This is a genomic window from Bradyrhizobium sp. USDA 327, from assembly GCF_041262065.1.
Lineage (GTDB): Bacteria > Pseudomonadota > Alphaproteobacteria > Rhizobiales > Xanthobacteraceae > Bradyrhizobium > Bradyrhizobium liaoningense.
The window spans coordinates 5,090,059-5,107,760 of sequence record NZ_JBGCCW010000001.1; the positions used below are offsets into that span (position 1 = coordinate 5,090,059).

The following is a 17,702-nucleotide window of genomic DNA, read 5'->3' on the forward strand; positions in this document are numbered from 1 at the left end:
TCGAAAAGAAACCGGGAGGAATATGTCATGGCATTGCTCGCAAACCACATCGCCGTCGTCACGGGTGCCGGCTCCGGCATCGGCCGGGCCATCGCCGCCGGCTACGCGCGCGAGGGCGCACAGGTCGTGCTGCTCGACGTCAATGCCGAGACGGTGGCGGAAGCGGCTGGGGAGATCCGGCAGGCGGGCGGCAAGGCCGAGAGCTTTCCGCTCGACGTGACCCGGCGCGAGGACTGCTTCGCCCTGGCCAAGCAGGTCGAGGGCAAGGTCGGACAGGTCTCGATCCTCGTCAACAATGCCGGCATCACCCGCCGCAACGCCTTCACCGCCGAGACCGAGACGGTGGCGAAGGACTGGAACGACATCATCGCGCTCAACCTCAACGGCGTCTTCAACATGACGCAGGCATTCCTCGCACCCTTGCGCGCGAGCAAGGGCCGCATCGTCAACATCGGCTCGATCCAGTCCTTCGTGCATCTGCGCACGCCGAGTTCGGCGGCCTACACGACTTCGAAGCACGGCGTGCTCGGCTTCACCAAGGCGCTCGCCGCCGAGCTCGGCAAGGAAGGCGTGCGCGTCAACGCGATCGGTCCCGGCTTCATCGAGACCAACATCAACGCCAATGTGCGTGCAACCAATCCGGCGCTGGTGCAGGCCTTCCTCGATCACACCCCGCTGGCGCGCACCGGCAAGCCCGAGGATATCGTCGGCCCCGCGATCTTCCTCGCATCGGACCTGTCCGCCTATGTCACCGGAACGATCGTGATGGTGGACGGCGGGTACCGCACGGTGTGAGGGACGCACAGCCTCTCGGCACACGAAGTGTCATCGCCAGCGACGCGAGGGATGACCGTGAGTTTGTCGCGCGAGATAGGTCCGCATCGCGATGCATCCTGCGCCAATCGCGGCGGCTTCGCGGCATTCCTGGGGTCAATTGGTGGGCTCGCTCCCGATTAACCATTCATTAACCAAACAGGACCACCGTGGAATTACGGCTTGGGGTCGTTGTTCTCGATCCGCTTCCAATGATGGAAGCGGGCGTTGATCGGGGAGTGTGTTGATGACCACTGTTCATGTCGCTGCGTCCGAATCGGGCGCGCAATTCCTAGCCCCTAACCAGATCGTTCCGATGCTGATCGGCGCCACGGTCGACGAGGTCGAGCGTGAGCTCGTGCTCCAGACGCTCGCACGCTGCGACGGCAACCGCACGCGCGCAGCGCGCGTGCTCGGCCTGTCGGTGCGCACGCTGCGCAACAAGATCAGGATCTACGCCGCCTCCGGCATCGACGTGCCTGCCCATCAGGATTAGCGGGTGACATTAGTCCGCCCGCGACGCCGAGCTGCGCCACAAGCGGCGCAGCTCGTGCCGCAGATACACGCCGGCGATGACCGCAAGCGAGATCATCGCGACCGAGGCGGCAATCAGCTCGACCGCGCGGAGCAGGAACGCCGTCATGACAGCCCATAACGGTTGCGGCTCCTCGGCGAACGCGACCGGCACGATATCGGGCACCAGCAGCTGAGCGAGGCCGAGCGAGACGACGAGAATGACAGCGAACAGGCAAAAGACTTTCCACGCTGCACGCATCGGTCGCTCCTCGCAAGCGGTGTGGCCGTGCGCGATCGATGACATGGCGGCTCGCCTCGACGATTGATGTTGATCAAGCCTGACACGATGCGCGGGTAGAATTGCTGCTGTCGTCAAAGGCCGCTAAGTAGCTTGCTTCCGGTCAAGGGAGCAGTGGCGTGGCAGACGATCAGGGACGACGGCAGGGACCTCAGGGTCCGCGCGGGCGGCAGGGCGAGCCGGGGCGTCCGGGGCCGCAGGGCCATCCGGGCCGACGCGGCCCGGACGGGGCGCGCGGCAAGCCGGGACCGCAGGGCAAGCCGGGGCCGGTCGGAAAGGCTGGCCCGCCCGGCAAGCCCGGTCCGCAAGGCAAGCAGGGCGAAGCCGGCCCGCGTGGCGCAGCCGGCGCGCCGGGACCTGCCGGGCCGCAGGGACCGACGGGGCCGCAAGGCCCGCGCGGCGAACCGGGTCCGCCCGGCCAATTGCCGTCGATCGAACAAGTGCTGCCGTGGCTCGACCAGCTCTTCGACGCCTGGGACGAACGCCGCCGCCAGCGCGAGCGCGAAGCCGCTGAGCGCGAAGCGCTCGCGGCCGCCGTCCAGGAGCCTGACGAGGCAATCGTCGATGACGAGAGCGATGACGGCGACGACCACAAGAAGAAAAAGAAAAGGAAGAAGCACGGCGACAAGGCCTAGCAGACGGGTCTATTTCGGCCGATCCTCGTCTCGCGACAACATGCCCATGCGCTCGAACTGCCAGCGCATCGCGCGATACCAGAGGTAGCCGACCGCTGCGCCGCACAGGGCGAGGATGACCATGTTCGCGCTCGAGAACGAGCCGCTCCACCACATCATCCACGCAGTCCATAGCAGCGTGAAGACGATGGCACCTGCTTTCAAGGGAAGAAGGGGGCGGCTCATGGTCGTGCTCCGGGCGATCAAAACCCCGGCCGACACCATCGCAAGCTGACGCAGCAGATACCGTGAGCCAGATCACGGAGTGCGCCGTTCGAGCTCACGAACCGAAGCGCAGCCGCGAGCGCTCTCTCGCCTTCTCCGCCTCGACCTCACGGTCGCGCGCCGGCGCATGGGTGTGCAGCGACGTCAGGAGCTTTCGTGCGGCCTCCGCGACCTCCGTTACCGCGCGCTCGAACGCCACCTCGTTCGCCTGCGACGGCTTGTTGAAGCCGGACAGTTTTCGCACGAACTGCAGCGCGCTGGCGTGGATCTCGTCCTCCGTCGCCGGAGGCTCGAAGTTGAACAGCGTCTTGATGTTGCGGCACATGCACTCTCTCCCGACGTTTTCTTGAAGACGAAGGCCTGAGTCGAAATCCTACATCCGCCCTCGCGCTTCTGCGAAGTTCCATCGCGCCATGCCGATCAACTCCGTGGATGCGCACCGCCACAAGCTGTCTCATCTCGCAACGCATCATGTGCGGCGCACCGGCGCCGCTTATTATTTGAGCATGCATTGCGCTGACGGCTCGGGCTTAATCGCGTCAACGATACGAATCGACGCGCGGGACAATCGCGCGCCAATGGCACGATACGCGATGAGGAGGATCGCATGCACAGGCTCGCACTGTGCGTCTGGCTGGCTGCAACGACAGCGCTGACGAGCGCCGCGTTCGCGTTCGACAACGGCCAATACGACCACGTCCCGCCCGACATCCGCGCCTGGTTCAAGAGCGTGATCGCGCCGAACGGCGTGCCCTGCTGCGACATCTCCGATGGCTATCGCACCGAATACGACGTACGCGGCGGCGCCTATTGGGTGCCGATCGACGGACAATGGATGGAGGTGCCCGCGCGCGCCATCATCCGCGACCGCGGCAATCCGGTCGGCCAGGCCGTGGTGTGGTACGTCCACCATCGCGGCGCCGTCATCATCAGTTGCTTCGTGCCGGCGGATGCAGTCTAGCGCGCTCGATTTCGTTGGCTGGAGGCGCCTGATCGGCTAGCTTGAGGACGAACTGATATTGATATGGAGGCACGCCGGTTGACCAATCTTTGCGCCGAAGACCTTGCCACCATCTATGCCAGGCCGAGCCCGAGGGTGATCGCGAAAGCGCGTCCCGCGATCGATGCGCATGCGAAGAAGTTCATCGAGATGTCGCCGTTCTGCGTGCTCGCGACTTCGGGCGCGGACGGCAGCGTCGATGCCTCGCCGCGCGGCGGCGGCATTGGCTTCGTCCACGTCGCCGGTCCCAACCAGCTGTTGATGCCTGACCGCTCCGGCAACAACCGCATCGACAGTTTTCGCAACGTCGTCGAGGGCTCGGGATTCGTGCAGCTGCTGTTCTTCGTGCCAGGGATCGACGAGACGCTGCGCGTCGGCGGACGCGGCACGCTCTCGGCCGATCCGGATCTGCTCGCCGCAATGGTGGAGTTCGGCAAGCCGCCCCGCGCGGTGCTGAACGTCGCGGTCAGCGAGGTCTATTTCCACTGCGGGAAGGCGCTGATGCGCTCGAAGCTTTGGTCGTCCGAGAAGGTGCAGCGCTCGGTGATGCCGAGCATCGTCGAGGTCATTCACGACCAGACGGGCTTGGGCGAACCGGAGAGCCAGGAGATCGTGGAAGAGCGCTACAAGACGCAGCTGTAGATGATGCGTTCGCCACTTAGGCACGCCGCCATGTCCGGGCTTGTCCCGGACATCCACGTCTTTCTCGTGGCAGCAACACGTGGATGGCCGGGTCAGGCCCGGCCATGACGAATGGAGAGAGGCGAGCGGAGCTTAATGCCCCTCGCCCTCGAGCCCGCCGACGTGCTTCTGGGTGTAGAGTTCGAGACCGATGCGGCCAATCAGGTCGAGCTGGGTTTCCAGGAAGTCGATGTGGTGCTCCTCGTCGCTCATCAGCTTCTCGAACAGGTCACGCGTGACGTAGTCCTTGGCGCCGTGGCAGTAGGTCGCCGCTTCCTGGTAGAGCGCACGCGCGCTCATCTCGGCGGCGAGATCGCATTCGATGATCTCCTTGACGTTCTGGCCGATGCGCAGGGGATCCAGCACCTGCATGTTCGGAAAGCCGTCGAGGAACAGGATGCGCGCGGTGAGCTTGTCGGCATGCTCCATCTCCTCGATGGACTCCTTGCGCCAGACCTTGGCCATGTCCAGCAGGCCCCAATTGTCGAGGAAGCGGTAGTGCAGCCAGTACTGATTGATCGCAGTTAGCTCGTGACGCAGTGCCTTGTTGAGATAGTCGATGACCTTCGCGTCGCCCTGCATGATTCACTCCAGCTTTGAAGTCCAAATCGGCCCTAACCGAATTTAGAATGCTTCTAAATGAGTTTGCGTACGCCGGCAACCGGCTACGCGGACGCAGCCGGGGAAAAGCTCAGCTGAGGATGCGGAAGTTTTCAGCAGGCCGCGAGGGCGAACTGGGCGGGTTCGGCCGTCTCGTCATTGGCGGCGACGGTGTGGCCATGGGGACAGCCGGCGCAGCAAGACTGGGCGCAGGGGCCAAGCGCTTCGTCGATGATGGTCTTGATAGTCCGGGCACAGCGGCCGCATTCGGCGCTGCAGCCGAGACACCCATAGACCTGCTTGGCATGGCGCACGGCGTCGTCGGACTCGGCGACGGCGGCGCGGATGTCCTCATCGCTCAGCACGTTACAGGAACAAACGATCATGGAAGCGGCAGGCCCTTCGGTGATGCGCCATCATCGATATTTAACGGGCCGGCCGGATGCAAAAGGAAAAACCGGTATTTGAAGCTATTCCAAACTGGCCCGGCAATCAGCCTAGAACGGCTCTAAAATCAGGTGTTGCGATTGATCAAGATTGGGGCGGAGCTAGTCGCCACCACCGCCTCCGCCACCATCGCCGCCACCTCCGCAGTCCCCGCCACTGCTGCCGCCATCGCTGCTGGAACAGCTGCCGCCGTCGGTCGAGCTCCCCGAACGGTCGCTGGAGAACCAGCTTCCCAACGAGAAGCCGTCGCTTGTCCCCATGTAGGTGTCGGCGCCACTACCACCGCCATCACCGCCGGCCCCGACACGCGTGCGCCGCCGGCCCCGGTTCTGGAGGTGAGCGATCCAGCCGTAGCCGATCGCGAAGACGACCCCAGCAGCAATCAATGCATTGACCATCGCGTTGCCCATCAGCGTCTCCTGATGAAACTGGGGCCCATGCCGGTTGGTCGTCTCCGGCAAAGGGGCCGTTCATTGATCATTCAAGCGAAGTATGGAACCTTGTGCCCCAAAGAGTTCCCACGTGTGATAAGGTCAAGCGCATGAAGAAGTCGCTCCTGGCAGTCGCTGCCGTCCTCACTCTGGCCCTGACGGCCGGGACACCCGCCCATGCCCAGCGCGGTGTCGCAGCGGGCGTGGCGGCCGGGATCATCGGCGGCGCCATCGTCGGTGGCGCACTGGCCTCTCCGTATTATTACGGACCAGGTCCCGGCTATTACGAACCGGGCTACTATCCGCCCCGCTACTACGCCCCTGGTCCGGGCTATGTCGCCGACGACTATTACGGCAACTGCGTCTGGCAGAAGCAGCGCTTCTGGGACGGCTATGCCTGGCGCGTCCGCCGCGTCAGAGTTTGTGGCTGAGGCGCCCTTAACCGGTTCACTACGGATGCGCCGTTCATCTCAGAGCCCGAAAAAGACCGCTTTTTCTCGTCACAGCTCTGTGTGCGTTTACCGTGGATTGACCATTTGCGCGCTTCCTAACCGCAAGGCCAAATTCCATCAGAGTGTGCGTGAACCTTTGAAACCCGGGCCATCCCTTACAGGGGAAGTCCATCTCCCAGGAGAGCCAAGAGCATGAAGAAGACTTTGGTTGCCGCCCTCACGGTTGCAACGGTCGCCGGTTCGCTGGTGACCGCAACGCCGCCGGCGAAAGCCGGTGACAACATCGGTGCCGGTATCGCGGCCGGGCTGATCGGTGGCGCCATCGTAGGCGGCGCCATCGCGTCGAGCCGTCCGGCCTATGGTGGTCCCGTTTACGTGGCCGAGCCCGGCCCGCCGCCCCCGCCCTGCTACTGGCAGCGCCAGCGCTATTGGGACGGTTATGGCTGGGTCGTTCGCCCGGTTCGCGTCTGCTACTGATCTGATCGCACGGCGCTCGCAAGCGCCGCGATCGAAGCCCGGCCGAGACCATCGGCCGGGTTTTTTCTTTTGGTCCGGCGCTATCGCCCCGCCTGGATCGAGCGCAGCACCTCTTCGCTCGGCCAGCAATCGACCTTGAGGCCCGCCGACTTCTGATAGGCACCGAGCGCGGCGCGCGTCTGCATGCCGGCCTTGCCGTCGATCTTGTCCTTGTAGAGTCCGATGCGCGTCAGCTCGCGCTGCATGGTCTCGACGTCTTTCGTGCGCAGCTGCTTCGAAGCCGACCACGGCGTTGCGAATGGCAGCGGGCTGGTCATCCGGTCGCTGAGATGGCCGACGAACAGCACGTAGAGGTCGGAGAAATTGTACTCCTTGATCACGAAGTAATTCTTCGTGGTCAGGAACGACGGGCCGTAGATGCCTTCGGGCTGGAGCAGCGAGGCCTGCTGCGCCTGCTCGGCGGCGCTGAGTTTCTGGCCACGCACCGGCACAAAGCCTTCGCGCAGCCATTGACCGATCGGCTTCGTCACCTCCGGCACGCCCGTGGTGCAATCAACCTTCGCCGGGGCCTGCACCTCATAGGACCAACGGAGGCCGCTCTGCCAGCCCTTGTTGACGAGCTGCTGCGCGGCGGAGGCCAGCGCATCCGGCACGGAGTGCCAGATATCGATGCGGCCATCGCCGTCGAAGTCGACGCCATGCTTGTAATATTCCGACGGCAGGAACTGCGTCAGCCCGGTGGCGCCGGCCCAGGACGAGCGCATGTCCTTTCGCTTCACCACGCCCTCGCCGAGAATCTTGAGCGAGAGGATGAACTCGTTGCGATACTGGTCCTTGCGGCGTCCGACATAGGCCTGTGTCGCCAGCACGCGCACGAGATCGTAGGGCAGCGTGTAGCGGCCATAATCGGTCTCCCGTCCCCAGATCGCGAGCATGACGGTGGCGGGAACGCCGGAGCTTTGCTCGATTGAGCTGAGAGCCGGACGATATTTTTGCAGCAACCGCTGCCCCTCTCCCGCAAGCCGCGCGATCGAGGCTTCCCTGACGTAATCGGCCGGCACCTGCACGAACTCGGCCTGCGACGGCGCGCCGGTCGCAGGCCGGCCCGGCAGAAGCAGGTCGGGCAGCTTGTAATCAGGCTCGAGCCCGCGCGTCTCTCGCTCGAACGTCGCGCGCGAGACGCCCGCGGCCTGCGCTTCCGACCAGAGCGAGGCGATGAATTGCGTGAAGGCGGCATCTGCCGCACGGGCGGACGACCAGCCGCAGGTGACCGCGATCACCGCAGCGATGAGCGCCCGCCGCATCATGCCGCCATCACCGCGTCAGCTTCTTGTACTTCACGCGGTGCGGAATGATGCTGTCCTGACCGAGGCGGCGCATCTTGTCCTTCTCGTAATCCTGGAAATTGCCCTCGAACCATTCGACATGGCTGTCGCCTTCGAAGGCCAGGATGTGGGTCGCGATACGGTCGAGGAACCAGCGATCGTGGCTGATGATGACGGCGCAGCCGGCAAAGTCCTCCAGCGCCTCTTCGAGCGCGCGCAGCGTGTCGACGTCGAGGTCGTTGGTCGGTTCGTCGAGCAGCAGCACGTTGGCGCCGGACTTGAGCATCTTGGCGAGATGCACGCGGTTGCGTTCACCGCCGGAGAGCGCACCGACCTTCTTCTGCTGGTCCGCGCCCTTGAAGTTGAACGCCGAGCAATAGCCGCGCGAGTTCACTTCCTTCTTGCCGAGCAGGATCAATTCGTTGCCGCCGGAAATCTCCTCCCAAACGGTCTTCTTGCCGTCGAGCGCATCGCGCGACTGGTCGACATAGCCGAGATGCACGGTCTCGCCGACCGTGATCGTGCCGGAGTCCGGCTTCTCCTGGCCCGTGATCATCCTGAACAACGTGGTCTTGCCGGCGCCGTTGGGGCCGATCACGCCGACGATGCCACCGGGCGGCAGCTTGAAAGTGAGATTGTCAATCAGCAGACGATCGCCAAAGCCTTTGCTGAGGCCGTCGAAATCGACAACGTTGGCGCCGAGGCGCTCGGCGACCGGGATGATGATCTGAGCCGTCTGGGTCTGCTTCTCGCTCGCCTTCTTGAGCAGCTCCTCATAGCGCTGATAGCGCGCCTTCGACTTGGCCTGGCGCGCCTTCGGCGAAGATGCGACCCATTCCTGCTCGCGGGCGAGCGTCTTCTGGTGTGCCGCGTCCTCGCGGCCCTCCTGCTCCAGACGCTTCTGCTTCTGCACCAGCCAGGACGAGTAGTTGCCCTCGTAGGGAATGCCTCGGCCGCGATCGAGCTCGAGGATCCAGCCCGTAACGTTGTCGAGGAAGTAGCGGTCGTGGGTGACGATCAGGATCGCGCCGGGATAGTTGCGCAGGTGGCCTTCCAGCCACGACACGGATTCGGCGTCGAGATGGTTGGTCGGTTCGTCCAGCAGCAAGAGTTCGGGCTGGTCGAGCAGCAGCTTGCATAGCGCGACGCGGCGGCGTTCGCCGCCCGAGAGCTTGGACACGTCGGCATCGTCGGGCGGACATCGCAGCGCGTCCATGGCCTGGTCGACCTTGCTGTCGAGATCCCACAGGCCCTGGGCCTCGATCTCGTCCTGGAGCTTGGTCATCTCGTCGGCGGTCTCGTCGGAATAGTTGACCGCGAGCTCGTTGTAGCGATCGAGGATCGCCTTCTGCTTGGCGACGCCCTGCATGACGTTCTCGCGCACGGACAGCTTGGGATCGAGCTGTGGCTCCTGTTCGAGATAGCCGACGCGGGCGCCCTCGGCGACCCAGGCCTCGCCGGTGTACTCCTTGTCGAGGCCAGCCATGATCTTGAGCAGCGTCGACTTGCCCGAGCCGTTGACGCCGAGCACGCCGATCTTGGCGTCGGGGTAGAAGCTCAGGTGGATGTTATCGAGCACCTTCCGGGTCGGGTAGCTCTTGGTCAGGCCCTGCATGAAATAGATGAACTGGCGCGCCATCGGTCCCGTGACACCTTCGATTTGAGGAAATTTGCTTGCCGCCGATGTAACGATCCCGCCCCAAAAGGGCAATGTTTTCCGTCCGTTCACCACGGATGAATACGGAATGGACACCATCCGGACGCCAATCCGGACAATTGAAACTATCTTTTAATAAATCAGGCCGAAAGCTCGGTTTCGCGCGGAAACAGCGCCGCCCGCCAGAATGAACGGGAGCACAGCGAGGCCGCATCATGGCTCTGATCGAGACGCATTCTCATCCTGTTCCGGCAGGAGCCGGCCGCGTCTTCGGGTTCGTCTCGGAGATCAAGGGCTTCTGGAAGCGCTTCTTCGCCACCGCCTTCAATCCCTACCGGCCCGAGCTGCATTATATGCGTGGACCCGGTCCCGCGTGGCGCGCCAAGCACGGCATGGATGCTCCGTTCCGCCTGAAGCCCCGCGATTTCTGAGCGCCTCCTCCCTATCGGACTTTTGAAGTCGTCGGCTGCTTGCGCGCAGGCGTGATTGCGAGCAACGATGGCCGGGCTCCGACGACGGCGCCCGCCTGCGCCGTCAACTCTCGCCATGGATGAACGCTGATGAGCCGGCTGCGCTGTGCAATTCTCGACGACTATTTCAACCTCGCGCTCGAAATCGCCGACTGGCCGAAACTGTCCGACCGGGTCGACGTTACCGTGTTCAGCCACCCCTTCGCTTCGGAGCAGGCCGCGGCAAGCGCGCTGGCGGACTTCGACGTCATCTGCGCGATGCGCGAGCGCACCGCTTTCCCCAAGAGCCTGTTCGAGAGCCTACCGAAGCTGAAGCTGCTGCTGACCTCGGGCATGCGCAACGCCGCCATCGATATGGAGGCTGCGAAGGCGCGCAATGTGGCCATCGGCGGCACACAATATTCCCGCGATCCGACGGCGCCGCTCACCATGGGCCTGATCCTGGAACTGACTCGCGGCATCGGCCGCGAGAATGCGCGCATGCATGCCGGCGAGCCCTGGCAGAGCTTTGCCGGCGTCGAGATCGAGGGCTTGACGCTCGGCATCGTCGGGCTCGGCAAGCTCGGCAGCAAGATGGCTGGGATCGCGAAAGCGTTCGGTATGAACGTGATCGCCTGGAGCCCGAACCTCACGCCGGAGAAGTGCAAGGATGCCGGCGTCGGCTACGCCACCAAGGAGGAGTTGTTCGCCAAGGCCGACATCGTCACCATCCATGTGGTGCTCAGCGAGCGTTCGCGTGGCCTCGTCGGCCGCGCCGATCTCGCGCGGATGAAACCGACCGCCTTTCTCGTCAACACCGCGCGCGGGCCGATCGTGGACGAGCAGGCGCTACTCGAAGCGCTGCAGCAGAGGAGGATCGCAGGCGCCGGCCTGGATGTGTTCTCGGTCGAGCCGCTGCCGGTCGACCATCCCTTCCGCAAGCTCGACAACCTCGTGCTGACGCCACACCTCGGCTACGCCACTGCGGACGGATTGCGCATCCATTACGGCCAGATGGTCGAGACGATCGACGCCTTCATCAGGGGCGGCGAGCTGCCGCGCAGGCTGGCCTGAAATGAAAAGGGCGCGCCGACGGCACGCCCTTTCTGCAATCTGGTAGGCACGAAGCGCTCAGCGCACGGTGACCGGCGCGGGCAGCGGCGGCACGACCGTCGGCTGGGTGCCGGGGACCGGGCCGGCCTGAGCCGCGACGGATGCAGCTCCCGGCGTCGGCGCAGCGGAGGCGGTCGCCGTTCCCGGCGGCGGGCCGCCCGGCAGCACCACCACGCGGGTGCCGACCTTGACGCGATCGAACAGGTCGGAGACGTCCTCGTTGAGCATGCCGATGCAGCCGGACGACACGAACTTTCCGATCGTCGAGGGCTGGTTGGTGCCGTGGATACGGTAGACGGTCGAGCCGAGATACATCGCGCGGGCGCCTAACGGATTGCCGGGGCCGCCGGCCATGAAGCGCGGCAGATAGGGCTGGCGCTCGATCATCTCGGTCGGCGGATGCCAATCCGGCCACTCGGCCTTGCGGGTGATCTTCTGCACGCCGGTCCAGGTGAAGCCGTCGCGGCCGACGCGGACGCCGTAGCGGATCGCACGGCCGTTGCCGAGCACGTAATAGAGGTAGGTGTTGGGCGTATCGACCACGAGCGTGCCGGCCGGCTCCTTGGTCTGGAACGCGACTTCCTGGCGGCGCAGGTTCTGCGGTAGCTGCGCCGGCGCAGCATCGGGCTGCTCCTCGGGCGGCAGCGACGCGATTGTCATCGGCCGGCCATCGGCATCGACGGGCGGCTGGGCGGACTGGACCGTCCCGGTCGCGGCGGGACCACCGACGGCCTCAGGTGGACGCAGGCCGTCATTTGCGGGCGCCTGCTGCCCCGGACGATTGGCATAGATCACCGGCGGCGGACCGGCGGGCCGGCCATAGCGGGGATCGTCGGGCGACATCACGGGGCCCTGGGGCGCCGCCGAATAGACCGGCGGAGCGCCAGCCGGACGACCATAACGGGGATCATCCGGCGACATCACCGGACCCTGCGGCGGGGCGGCCGAATAGACCGGGGGCGCGCCGACCGGGCGACCGTAGCGCGGATCGTCGGCCGGACCGGGCGGCGGCAGCGAGGCCTGCGGCATCGCGTCGTCGTCTTCGTCCAGTGCATCGAAATTCGGCGTGCGGTCACCGGGCCGATATTCGGCCGGGGCGCCATAGCTCGGCGCCTGCTGGACCGGATAGCTCTGAGCCTGAGCGAGCGAGGTTCCCGCCGCAGCGACTGTTGCGGCAGCGCATATCGTCAGAAAGTGTTTGATCATCATCGCTCTTGTATAGTCCCGAAGCCCGATCGGACCGTTAACGGCCAGATGACGGAAGATAGCGGCACATTCAAGACATATCAGGCCTATTTGCGCCGGATTTGCCGATTTGTGATCCGCAAGACCACCGTTGCCCCGTTGCATCACGGGGCTGAAATCGTATCGCGCCATCAATTGCCGCGTTATTCGACCGCGATTTTAACGGAACGGCGCAGGATCGTTGCGATATGGTCGAATCCGCCTGATTCGCCACTTTCCGAGCTCCGATCCCGCGTGGCGAACGCGGCAATCAGTACCGTCACCGCGTTCAGATGGCTCTTTGGCCCTGGCCACCTCGCCGCCGGGGCGGAAATTCGCAATCGCTCGATGCTTCCCGGCTTTCGCTTCCTGTTTGCCGCGATCCTGTTGTCAACCTCCATCCTGGTGTTCGGCCTAGGAGCCGCCGCGTTGCTGCGGGCGACCCATCAGCAATATGTCAGCAACCCCTCCTGGCGGAATGGCCCGCAGGAGCAGGTGTTTGCGCAAGTGCCCGAACCGGCTCAGCCGGTGCTCGCGGTGTTGCGAGCGGAGCCGGAGATCGCCCCCGCCCCCGCACCGTCGCTGCGCGACCGGGTGCCGACGATCGGGCTGCCGGCGAGCGGGCCCGAGCAGGTGGCCGCGCTGACGGCCGAGGCCGATCCGGAGCCGCAGGTCACTGAAGCCGCGCCTCCGGCTCCTGAGCCGGCCAAGCCCGAGACGATGACGGAAGCTGAAGCGCCAGCACCCACCGACACGCTCACTCCCGCCGACACCACGGCCTCGATCCCCGAGGCCAAGCCGGACTTTGCGCCTGCCGCCAGCGAGCCGGCGCAGGTTGATCCCGGTGCCGCGCTCGCCTCCTCGGCGGTTGATGTCGCCTCGGCGAAGGTGGCCGCGCTGAACGATCCCGCAACCTCAGCCGTGAAGGACGCGCCGGCGAAGGCCAAGGCCGAGAGCAACAAGGCGGACGGCAGCGCATCGGACAGCAAGGCGACCAAGCGCAAGGCGAAGGCGAAGAAGCAGCCCCGCGTGGCGCGGCGTCCGCCGCCTCAGCAGTTGCAGCAACGGCTCGATCCGTTTGGACAGCCGCAGCCGGCTTTCGCGACAACGACCACCGCGCGCACGCGCTGACGCTTCACCGCGACGATCTCACGCCGGCCCCGTCGCGATCGGCGGGCCGCCGGCCTGGCCCCATTCCGACCACGAGCCGTCATAGAGCGCGGTGTCAGTGATGCCGAGCCGATAGAGCGCGAGCGTCAGCACGCCGGCCGATACGCCCGAGCCGCAGCTCGTCACGATCGGTGCGTCGAGCCTGACGCCGGCGCCCGTGAAGGCAGCGCGGAGGTCATCGAGCGGCTTCATCTCGCCGGTCGCGGCATCGAACAGGAGATTGTAGGGCACGTTGCGCGCGCCGGGGATGTGTCCGGAGCGGATACCCGGGCGCGGCTCCGGCGCGCGGCCCTCGAAACGGTCGGCGGCGCGCGCATCGATCACCTGCTCCCTGCGGCTTTCGACATTGGCGATCAGCTGCTGCATGCTGCGCACGCGGTTTGAATCATAGCTGGCCTTGAACGTCGCAGGCTTCGGCTTGACCTCGCCGCTCTCGACGGGGCGGCCCTCGGCACGCCACTTCTTCAGGCCGCCATTGAGGATGCGCACATTGCCGTGGCCGTAGGACAGGAACATCCACCAGGCGCGCGGCGCGGCGACCCAGCCGCCGGCATCGTAGAGCACGACGGTATCGGCATTGGAGATGCCGAGATGGCCGATGTCGCGGCCGAACTGCTCGGCGCTCGGAAACATGTGCGGCAGCGGGTTGGAATGATCCGACACCGCATCGACGTCGAAGAACACCGCGCCCGGCAGATGCGCGGCGAGATAGTCGTCCTTCGGCAGCGGCAAGACGCCCGGCAGCTTGAAGCTGGCGTCGAGGATCTTGACGTTGGCGTCGCCCCTGTGGGCGGCGAGCCATTCGGTGGAGACGAGAGGGTCGGTGGCGGTGCTCATCGGTCTTTCCTGGTGGTCATTCCGGGGCGCCCGGAGGGCGAGCCCGGAATCCATCGAGCGGCTGAGTTGGTGGATGAATGGATTCCGGGTTCGCGCTACGCGCGCCCCGGAATGACGGATGGAGAGAGCGAGGCTCACCCCTTCTTCTTCGGCTCCCACTTCTCCGTGGGCCCGCCGGCATCGCGCCAGGCGGCGTAGCCGCCGGCGATGTGGGCGACGGGCTTGAGGCCCATGTCCTGCGCGGTCTTGGCCGCGAGCGCGGAGCGCAGGCCGCCGGCGCAGTGGAAGACGAATTTCTTGTCCTCCTGGAAGATCGGCTTGGCGTACGGGCTCTGCGGATCGATCCAGAATTCGAGCATGCCCCGCGTGCAGGCGAAAGCGCCGGGGATACGGCCGTCGCGCTCGATCTCGCGGGGGTCGCGGATGTCGACGATGACGACATCGCCGTTCTTGGAGATCTCGATGGCGTCCTTGGCGGTGAGTGTCTCGATCTCGGCATTGGCCTCGTCGATCAGCGCCTTGATGCCGCGGGTGATGGTCTGGGGCATATATCTCTCCCTCCTGTCATTCCGGGGCGCGCGTAGCGCGAACCCGGAATCCATTTCTCTACACGCGCTGCGGCCCGATGGATTCCGGGCTCTCGCTTCGCGAGCCCCGGAATGACGGCGGGAGCTAGTGCGTCAATTCCTTCATCGCGCCCTCCAGCCCCTCGATGGTGATCGGGTACATGCGGTTGGCGAAGATGCGGCGGATGATGGTGGTCGATTCCGAATAGTCCCAGTGCTTCTGCTGCACCGGGTTCAGCCACACCGTGTGCGGATAGGTGCGGATGATGCGGTCGAGCCAGACCGAGCCCGGCTCCTCGTTGACGTGCTCGACCGAGCCGCCGGGCACCATGATCTCGTAAGGCGACATCGAGGCGTCGCCGACGAACACGACCTTGTAGTCGTGCGGGTATTTGTGCAGCACGTCCCAGGTCGGCGTGCGGTCGGTGAAGCGGCGCTTGTTCTGCTTCCACACGCCCTCATAGAGGCAGTTGTGGAAGTAGAAATACTCCATGTGCTTGAACTCGCTCTTCGCCGCCGAGAACAGCTCCTCGACCTGCTCGATATGCGCGTCCATCGAGCCGCCGATGTCGAAGAACACCAGCAGTTTCACCGCATTGCGCCGTTCGGGGCGCATGTGCACGTCGAGATAGCCGTGATTGGCGGTCTCGCGGATCGTGGTGTCGAGATCGAGCTCGTCGGGCGCGCCGGTGCGCGCGAACTTGCGCAGGCGCCGCAGCGCCACCTTGATGTTGCGGATGCCGAGCTCGACATTGCCGTCGAGATCCCTGAACTCGCGCTTGTCCCACACCTTCACGGCGCGGTTGTTGCGGTTCTTCTCCTGGCCGATGCGCACGCCTTCGGGATTGTAGCCATGGGCGCCGAACGGCGAGGTGCCGGCGGTGCCGATCCACTTCGAGCCGCCCTGGTGCCGGCCCTTCTGCTCCTCGAGGCGCTTCTTCAGGGTCTCCATGAGCTTGTCCCAGCCCATGGCCTCGATCTGCTTCTTCTCTTCCTCGGTGAGATACTTCTCGGCGAGCTTCTTCAGCCACTCCTCGGGGATCTCCGCCTTGTCCATGGCCTCGAGCAGGCTTTCCAGCCCCTTGAACACCGTGCCGAAGACGCGGTCGAACTTGTCGAGGTTGCGCTCGTCCTTCACCAGGGAGGCACGGGACAGATAATAGAAATTCTCGACCGTGTAGTCCGCGAGGTCAGCGTCGAGCGCCTCCATCAGCGTGAGGTATTCGCGCAGCGTCACGGGGACCTGCGCGTCGCGCAGAGAGGTGAAGAATTGCAGGAACATGGCTGACAGATTGCCCGTCGGGTGGCGAACGTCAAGGGGCGCCGCTTCACCTCTCCCATCGGGAGAGGTGAAGCACGCGCGTCGGCGAACCAATTCAACGTGGACCCGACGCCTTTTTGCTCTAGAATTGCCCCTCTCACGGGGTTGTTTTGGGGACGTTTGCAATGGGAATTCTCGCAGCGCTCATCATTGGCGCGATTGCAGGCTGGCTCGCGGGCAAGATTGTCCACGGGGCGGGATTTGGGCTGGTCGGCAACATCGTCGTCGGCATCATCGGCGCACTGGTTGCGGGCTGGGTGCTGCCCCAGCTGCACATCCAGCTCGCCACCGGCACGGTCGGCGCCATCGTGGACGCCACGATCGGCGCGGTGATTGTGCTGGTCATCCTTTCGCTGATAAAACGGGTCTGAAAGCCTGACCGAACCAGGAACGGCCGCCATGCGCGGCCGTTCGCTTGTCGTGACCAAGGCATTGCCTCACGACGACGACCAACAAGGACGCGCGATGAAATTTACCGGCACCAAGGACTATGTTGCGACCGACGATCTCAAGGTCGCCGTCAATGCCTCGATCGTGCTCGAGCGCCCGCTCCTGGTGAAGGGCGAGCCCGGCACCGGCAAGACGGTGCTGGCGGAGGAAGTGGCGAAGGCGCTGAACGCGCCGCTGCTCACCTGGCACATCAAGTCCACCACCAAGGCGCAGCAGGGCCTCTACGAATACGACGCGGTGTCGCGCCTGCGCGACAGCCAGCTCGGCGATGCCCGCGTGTCCGACATCAAGAACTACATCAGGCGCGGCAAGCTGTGGGAGGCTTTCACGGCCGAGCAGCGCCCGGTGCTGCTGATCGACGAGATCGACAAGGCCGACATCGAATTCCCCAACGACCTCCTGCTCGAGCTCGACCGTATGGAATTCCATGTCTACGAGACCGGCGAGACGATCAAGGCCAAGCAGCGCCCGATCATGATGATCACCTCCAACAACGAGAAGGAGCTGCCGGACGCCTTCCTGCGCCGCTGCTTCTTCCACTACATCAAGTTCCCCGACGCCGACACGATGGGCCGCATCGTCGACGTCCACTTCCCCGGCATCAAGAAGCGCCTGGTCGAAGAGGCGCTGCGCATCTTCTTCGAGGTGCGCGAGGTGCCCGGCCTGAAGAAGAAGCCGTCCACGTCCGAGCTGCTCGACTGGCTCAAGCTGCTGCTCAACGAGGACATGAGCGTCGAGCAACTGCGCGAACGCGACCCGCGCAAGCTGATCCCGCCGCTGCACGGGGCGCTGCTCAAGAACGAGCAGGATGTGCATCTGTTCGAGCGGCTGGCGTTCTTGAGCCGGCGGGAAGTGTAGGCTCGGGCTCACTTGCGATAGCGCTCCGCTGTCGCTCCAAACATTGGTGTCATTCCCCGCGAAGGCGGGGAATCCAGTACGCTGCAGCCTCTCGGCTCCATCACAGCCGCCTCTGGAA

The 17,702-nt window shown here is 64.9% G+C and carries 24 protein-coding genes; 12 read left to right on the forward strand and 12 right to left on the reverse strand.

Annotated features, from left to right (window positions below; genetic code table 11):
* Positions 1 to 27 precede the first annotated feature (27 nt).
* Both ABIA42_RS23960 and ABIA42_RS23965 read left to right on the forward strand, forming a co-directional pair.
* Positions 28 to 795: an SDR family NAD(P)-dependent oxidoreductase gene (locus ABIA42_RS23960; protein ID WP_370120520.1), complete on the forward strand. Its 768-nt coding sequence runs from the start codon at positions 28 to 30 to the stop codon at positions 793 to 795.
* A gap of 265 nt (positions 796 to 1,060) precedes the next feature.
* Positions 1,061 to 1,309, forward strand: a complete 249-nt coding sequence (locus ABIA42_RS23965) for a helix-turn-helix domain-containing protein (protein ID WP_271530951.1) — start codon at positions 1,061 to 1,063, stop codon at positions 1,307 to 1,309.
* Between the two features lie 9 nt (positions 1,310 to 1,318).
* Here the strand turns inward: ABIA42_RS23965 and ABIA42_RS23970 are convergent, their stop codons facing one another.
* On the reverse strand, positions 1,319 to 1,588 hold the full coding sequence (locus ABIA42_RS23970) for a hypothetical protein (RefSeq protein ID WP_370120516.1): 270 nt from the start codon (positions 1,586 to 1,588) through the stop codon (positions 1,319 to 1,321).
* A 158-nt stretch (positions 1,589 to 1,746) separates the two neighbouring features.
* On the opposite strand from ABIA42_RS23970, the gene ABIA42_RS23975 reads away from it, so the two are divergent.
* Positions 1,747 to 2,262, forward strand: a complete 516-nt coding sequence (locus tag ABIA42_RS23975) for a collagen-like protein (RefSeq protein WP_271530953.1) — start codon at positions 1,747 to 1,749, stop codon at positions 2,260 to 2,262.
* Positions 2,263 to 2,271: 9 nt separating this feature from the next.
* On the opposite strand, the gene ABIA42_RS23980 is transcribed toward ABIA42_RS23975, so the two are convergent.
* A complete protein-coding gene (locus tag ABIA42_RS23980; RefSeq protein WP_271530954.1) occupies positions 2,272 to 2,487 on the reverse strand; it encodes a hypothetical protein in 216 nt (71 codons plus the stop codon).
* 94 nt (positions 2,488 to 2,581) lie between these two features.
* On the reverse strand, positions 2,582 to 2,851 hold the full coding sequence (locus ABIA42_RS23985) for a DUF2277 domain-containing protein (protein ID WP_370120512.1): 270 nt from the start codon (positions 2,849 to 2,851) through the stop codon (positions 2,582 to 2,584).
* Between the two features lie 282 nt (positions 2,852 to 3,133).
* Between ABIA42_RS23985 and ABIA42_RS23990 the strand changes: the two genes are divergently transcribed.
* Positions 3,134 to 3,487, forward strand: a complete 354-nt coding sequence (locus tag ABIA42_RS23990; RefSeq protein WP_370120509.1) for a hypothetical protein — start codon at positions 3,134 to 3,136, stop codon at positions 3,485 to 3,487.
* 78 nt (positions 3,488 to 3,565) lie between these two features.
* Positions 3,566 to 4,168 carry an MSMEG_1061 family FMN-dependent PPOX-type flavoprotein gene (locus ABIA42_RS23995; protein ID WP_370120507.1) on the forward strand — a complete coding sequence of 201 codons (603 nt, stop codon included), beginning with the start codon at positions 3,566 to 3,568 and terminating at the stop codon, positions 4,166 to 4,168.
* 132 nt (positions 4,169 to 4,300) lie between these two features.
* Here ABIA42_RS23995 and bfr read toward each other — a convergent pair whose 3' ends face one another.
* From bfr to ABIA42_RS24010, 3 genes are all read right to left on the reverse strand, one after another.
* Entirely contained in the window at positions 4,301 to 4,789 is a 489-nt protein-coding gene (gene bfr, locus ABIA42_RS24000; protein ID WP_024339472.1) for a bacterioferritin, read from the reverse strand.
* A gap of 131 nt (positions 4,790 to 4,920) precedes the next feature.
* Positions 4,921 to 5,193 carry a bacterioferritin-associated ferredoxin gene (locus tag ABIA42_RS24005; RefSeq protein ID WP_028182392.1) on the reverse strand — a complete coding sequence of 91 codons (273 nt, stop codon included), beginning with the start codon at positions 5,191 to 5,193 and terminating at the stop codon, positions 4,921 to 4,923.
* A 162-nt stretch (positions 5,194 to 5,355) separates the two neighbouring features.
* Positions 5,356 to 5,664: a hypothetical protein gene (locus tag ABIA42_RS24010; protein ID WP_370120504.1), complete on the reverse strand. Its 309-nt coding sequence runs from the start codon at positions 5,662 to 5,664 to the stop codon at positions 5,356 to 5,358.
* A 131-nt stretch (positions 5,665 to 5,795) separates the two neighbouring features.
* Here ABIA42_RS24010 and ABIA42_RS24015 point away from each other — a divergent pair, with 131 nt between their 5' ends.
* Together ABIA42_RS24015 and ABIA42_RS24020 are read left to right on the forward strand one after the other, a co-directional pair.
* Positions 5,796 to 6,116 carry a hypothetical protein gene (locus ABIA42_RS24015; protein ID WP_028179903.1) on the forward strand — a complete coding sequence of 107 codons (321 nt, stop codon included), beginning with the start codon at positions 5,796 to 5,798 and terminating at the stop codon, positions 6,114 to 6,116.
* Positions 6,117 to 6,329: 213 nt separating this feature from the next.
* A complete protein-coding gene (locus ABIA42_RS24020; RefSeq protein ID WP_028179902.1) occupies positions 6,330 to 6,614 on the forward strand; it encodes a hypothetical protein in 285 nt (94 codons plus the stop codon).
* A gap of 80 nt (positions 6,615 to 6,694) precedes the next feature.
* Here ABIA42_RS24020 and ABIA42_RS24025 read toward each other — a convergent pair whose 3' ends face one another.
* Positions 6,695 to 7,921: a lytic murein transglycosylase gene (locus ABIA42_RS24025; protein WP_370120501.1), complete on the reverse strand. Its 1,227-nt coding sequence runs from the start codon at positions 7,919 to 7,921 to the stop codon at positions 6,695 to 6,697.
* A 7-nt stretch (positions 7,922 to 7,928) separates the two neighbouring features.
* Entirely contained in the window at positions 7,929 to 9,578 is a 1,650-nt protein-coding gene (gene ettA, locus ABIA42_RS24030; RefSeq protein WP_271530960.1) for an energy-dependent translational throttle protein EttA, read from the reverse strand.
* Between the two features lie 233 nt (positions 9,579 to 9,811).
* Here ettA and ABIA42_RS24035 point away from each other — a divergent pair, with 233 nt between their 5' ends.
* Together ABIA42_RS24035 and ABIA42_RS24040 are read left to right on the forward strand one after the other, a co-directional pair.
* The gene (locus ABIA42_RS24035) at positions 9,812 to 10,027 is read left to right on the forward strand and encodes a hypothetical protein (RefSeq protein WP_271530961.1); all 216 of its coding nucleotides are present in this window, start codon (positions 9,812 to 9,814) and stop codon (positions 10,025 to 10,027) included.
* A gap of 129 nt (positions 10,028 to 10,156) precedes the next feature.
* Positions 10,157 to 11,119 carry a D-2-hydroxyacid dehydrogenase family protein gene (locus tag ABIA42_RS24040; protein WP_370143659.1) on the forward strand — a complete coding sequence of 321 codons (963 nt, stop codon included), beginning with the start codon at positions 10,157 to 10,159 and terminating at the stop codon, positions 11,117 to 11,119.
* A gap of 57 nt (positions 11,120 to 11,176) precedes the next feature.
* Here ABIA42_RS24040 and ABIA42_RS24045 read toward each other — a convergent pair whose 3' ends face one another.
* Complete coding sequence (locus ABIA42_RS24045; protein ID WP_271530963.1) at positions 11,177 to 12,364, reverse strand: L,D-transpeptidase; 1,188 nt, start codon at positions 12,362 to 12,364, stop codon at positions 11,177 to 11,179.
* A gap of 366 nt (positions 12,365 to 12,730) precedes the next feature.
* Here ABIA42_RS24045 and ABIA42_RS24050 point away from each other — a divergent pair, with 366 nt between their 5' ends.
* Positions 12,731 to 13,513: a hypothetical protein gene (locus tag ABIA42_RS24050; RefSeq protein ID WP_271531177.1), complete on the forward strand. Its 783-nt coding sequence runs from the start codon at positions 12,731 to 12,733 to the stop codon at positions 13,511 to 13,513.
* An 18-nt stretch (positions 13,514 to 13,531) separates the two neighbouring features.
* Here the strand turns inward: ABIA42_RS24050 and sseA are convergent, their stop codons facing one another.
* The 3 genes from sseA to ABIA42_RS24065 all read right to left on the reverse strand — a co-directional run bounded on the left by sseA (position 13,532) and on the right by ABIA42_RS24065 (position 16,237).
* Positions 13,532 to 14,389 (reverse strand): 3-mercaptopyruvate sulfurtransferase, encoded by an 858-nt coding sequence (gene sseA / locus ABIA42_RS24055; protein WP_370120492.1) that lies wholly within the window; start codon positions 14,387 to 14,389, stop codon positions 13,532 to 13,534.
* Positions 14,390 to 14,523: 134 nt separating this feature from the next.
* A complete protein-coding gene (locus tag ABIA42_RS24060; RefSeq protein ID WP_028179894.1) occupies positions 14,524 to 14,937 on the reverse strand; it encodes a rhodanese-like domain-containing protein in 414 nt (137 codons plus the stop codon).
* A 124-nt stretch (positions 14,938 to 15,061) separates the two neighbouring features.
* Positions 15,062 to 16,237, reverse strand: a complete 1,176-nt coding sequence (locus ABIA42_RS24065; RefSeq protein WP_370120489.1) for a VWA domain-containing protein — start codon at positions 16,235 to 16,237, stop codon at positions 15,062 to 15,064.
* 164 nt (positions 16,238 to 16,401) lie between these two features.
* Between ABIA42_RS24065 and ABIA42_RS24070 the strand changes: the two genes are divergently transcribed.
* Both ABIA42_RS24070 and ABIA42_RS24075 read left to right on the forward strand, forming a co-directional pair.
* On the forward strand, positions 16,402 to 16,647 hold the full coding sequence (locus ABIA42_RS24070) for a GlsB/YeaQ/YmgE family stress response membrane protein (RefSeq protein ID WP_028179892.1): 246 nt from the start codon (positions 16,402 to 16,404) through the stop codon (positions 16,645 to 16,647).
* Positions 16,648 to 16,741: 94 nt separating this feature from the next.
* The gene (locus ABIA42_RS24075; RefSeq protein ID WP_370123954.1) at positions 16,742 to 17,584 is read left to right on the forward strand and encodes an AAA family ATPase; all 843 of its coding nucleotides are present in this window, start codon (positions 16,742 to 16,744) and stop codon (positions 17,582 to 17,584) included.
* Positions 17,585 to 17,702: the final 118 nt, after the last annotated feature.

Bases quoted from the DNA above. Each gene is read 5' to 3' on its own strand.
- ABIA42_RS24060 (WP_028179894.1), bottom strand. From the start codon at position 14,937: ATGCCCCAGACCATCACCCGCGGCATCAAGGCGCTGATCGACGAGGCC.
- ABIA42_RS24050 (WP_271531177.1), top strand. From the start codon at position 12,731: ATGCTTCCCGGCTTTCGCTTCCTGTTTGCCGCGATCCTGTTGTCAACC.
- ABIA42_RS24070 (WP_028179892.1), top strand. From the start codon at position 16,402: ATGGGAATTCTCGCAGCGCTCATCATTGGCGCGATTGCAGGCTGGCTC.
- sseA (WP_370120492.1), bottom strand. From the start codon at position 14,389: ATGAGCACCGCCACCGACCCTCTCGTCTCCACCGAATGGCTCGCCGCC.
- ABIA42_RS24045 (WP_271530963.1), bottom strand. From the start codon at position 12,364: ATGATCAAACACTTTCTGACGATATGCGCTGCCGCAACAGTCGCTGCG.
- ABIA42_RS24065 (WP_370120489.1), bottom strand. From the start codon at position 16,237: ATGTTCCTGCAATTCTTCACCTCTCTGCGCGACGCGCAGGTCCCCGTG.
- ABIA42_RS23990 (WP_370120509.1), top strand. From the start codon at position 3,134: ATGCACAGGCTCGCACTGTGCGTCTGGCTGGCTGCAACGACAGCGCTG.
- ettA (WP_271530960.1), bottom strand. From the start codon at position 9,578: ATGGCGCGCCAGTTCATCTATTTCATGCAGGGCCTGACCAAGAGCTAC.
- ABIA42_RS24040 (WP_370143659.1), top strand. From the start codon at position 10,157: ATGAGCCGGCTGCGCTGTGCAATTCTCGACGACTATTTCAACCTCGCG.
- ABIA42_RS23985 (WP_370120512.1), bottom strand. From the start codon at position 2,851: ATGTGCCGCAACATCAAGACGCTGTTCAACTTCGAGCCTCCGGCGACG.
- bfr (WP_024339472.1), bottom strand. From the start codon at position 4,789: ATGCAGGGCGACGCGAAGGTCATCGACTATCTCAACAAGGCACTGCGT.
- ABIA42_RS24010 (WP_370120504.1), bottom strand. From the start codon at position 5,664: ATGGGCAACGCGATGGTCAATGCATTGATTGCTGCTGGGGTCGTCTTC.
- ABIA42_RS23960 (WP_370120520.1), top strand. From the start codon at position 28: ATGGCATTGCTCGCAAACCACATCGCCGTCGTCACGGGTGCCGGCTCC.
- ABIA42_RS24075 (WP_370123954.1), top strand. From the start codon at position 16,742: ATGAAATTTACCGGCACCAAGGACTATGTTGCGACCGACGATCTCAAG.
- ABIA42_RS23965 (WP_271530951.1), top strand. From the start codon at position 1,061: ATGACCACTGTTCATGTCGCTGCGTCCGAATCGGGCGCGCAATTCCTA.
- ABIA42_RS23970 (WP_370120516.1), bottom strand. From the start codon at position 1,588: ATGCGTGCAGCGTGGAAAGTCTTTTGCCTGTTCGCTGTCATTCTCGTC.
- ABIA42_RS23980 (WP_271530954.1), bottom strand. From the start codon at position 2,487: ATGAGCCGCCCCCTTCTTCCCTTGAAAGCAGGTGCCATCGTCTTCACG.
- ABIA42_RS24015 (WP_028179903.1), top strand. From the start codon at position 5,796: ATGAAGAAGTCGCTCCTGGCAGTCGCTGCCGTCCTCACTCTGGCCCTG.
- ABIA42_RS24005 (WP_028182392.1), bottom strand. From the start codon at position 5,193: ATGATCGTTTGTTCCTGTAACGTGCTGAGCGATGAGGACATCCGCGCC.
- ABIA42_RS24020 (WP_028179902.1), top strand. From the start codon at position 6,330: ATGAAGAAGACTTTGGTTGCCGCCCTCACGGTTGCAACGGTCGCCGGT.
- ABIA42_RS24035 (WP_271530961.1), top strand. From the start codon at position 9,812: ATGGCTCTGATCGAGACGCATTCTCATCCTGTTCCGGCAGGAGCCGGC.
- ABIA42_RS24025 (WP_370120501.1), bottom strand. From the start codon at position 7,921: ATGATGCGGCGGGCGCTCATCGCTGCGGTGATCGCGGTCACCTGCGGC.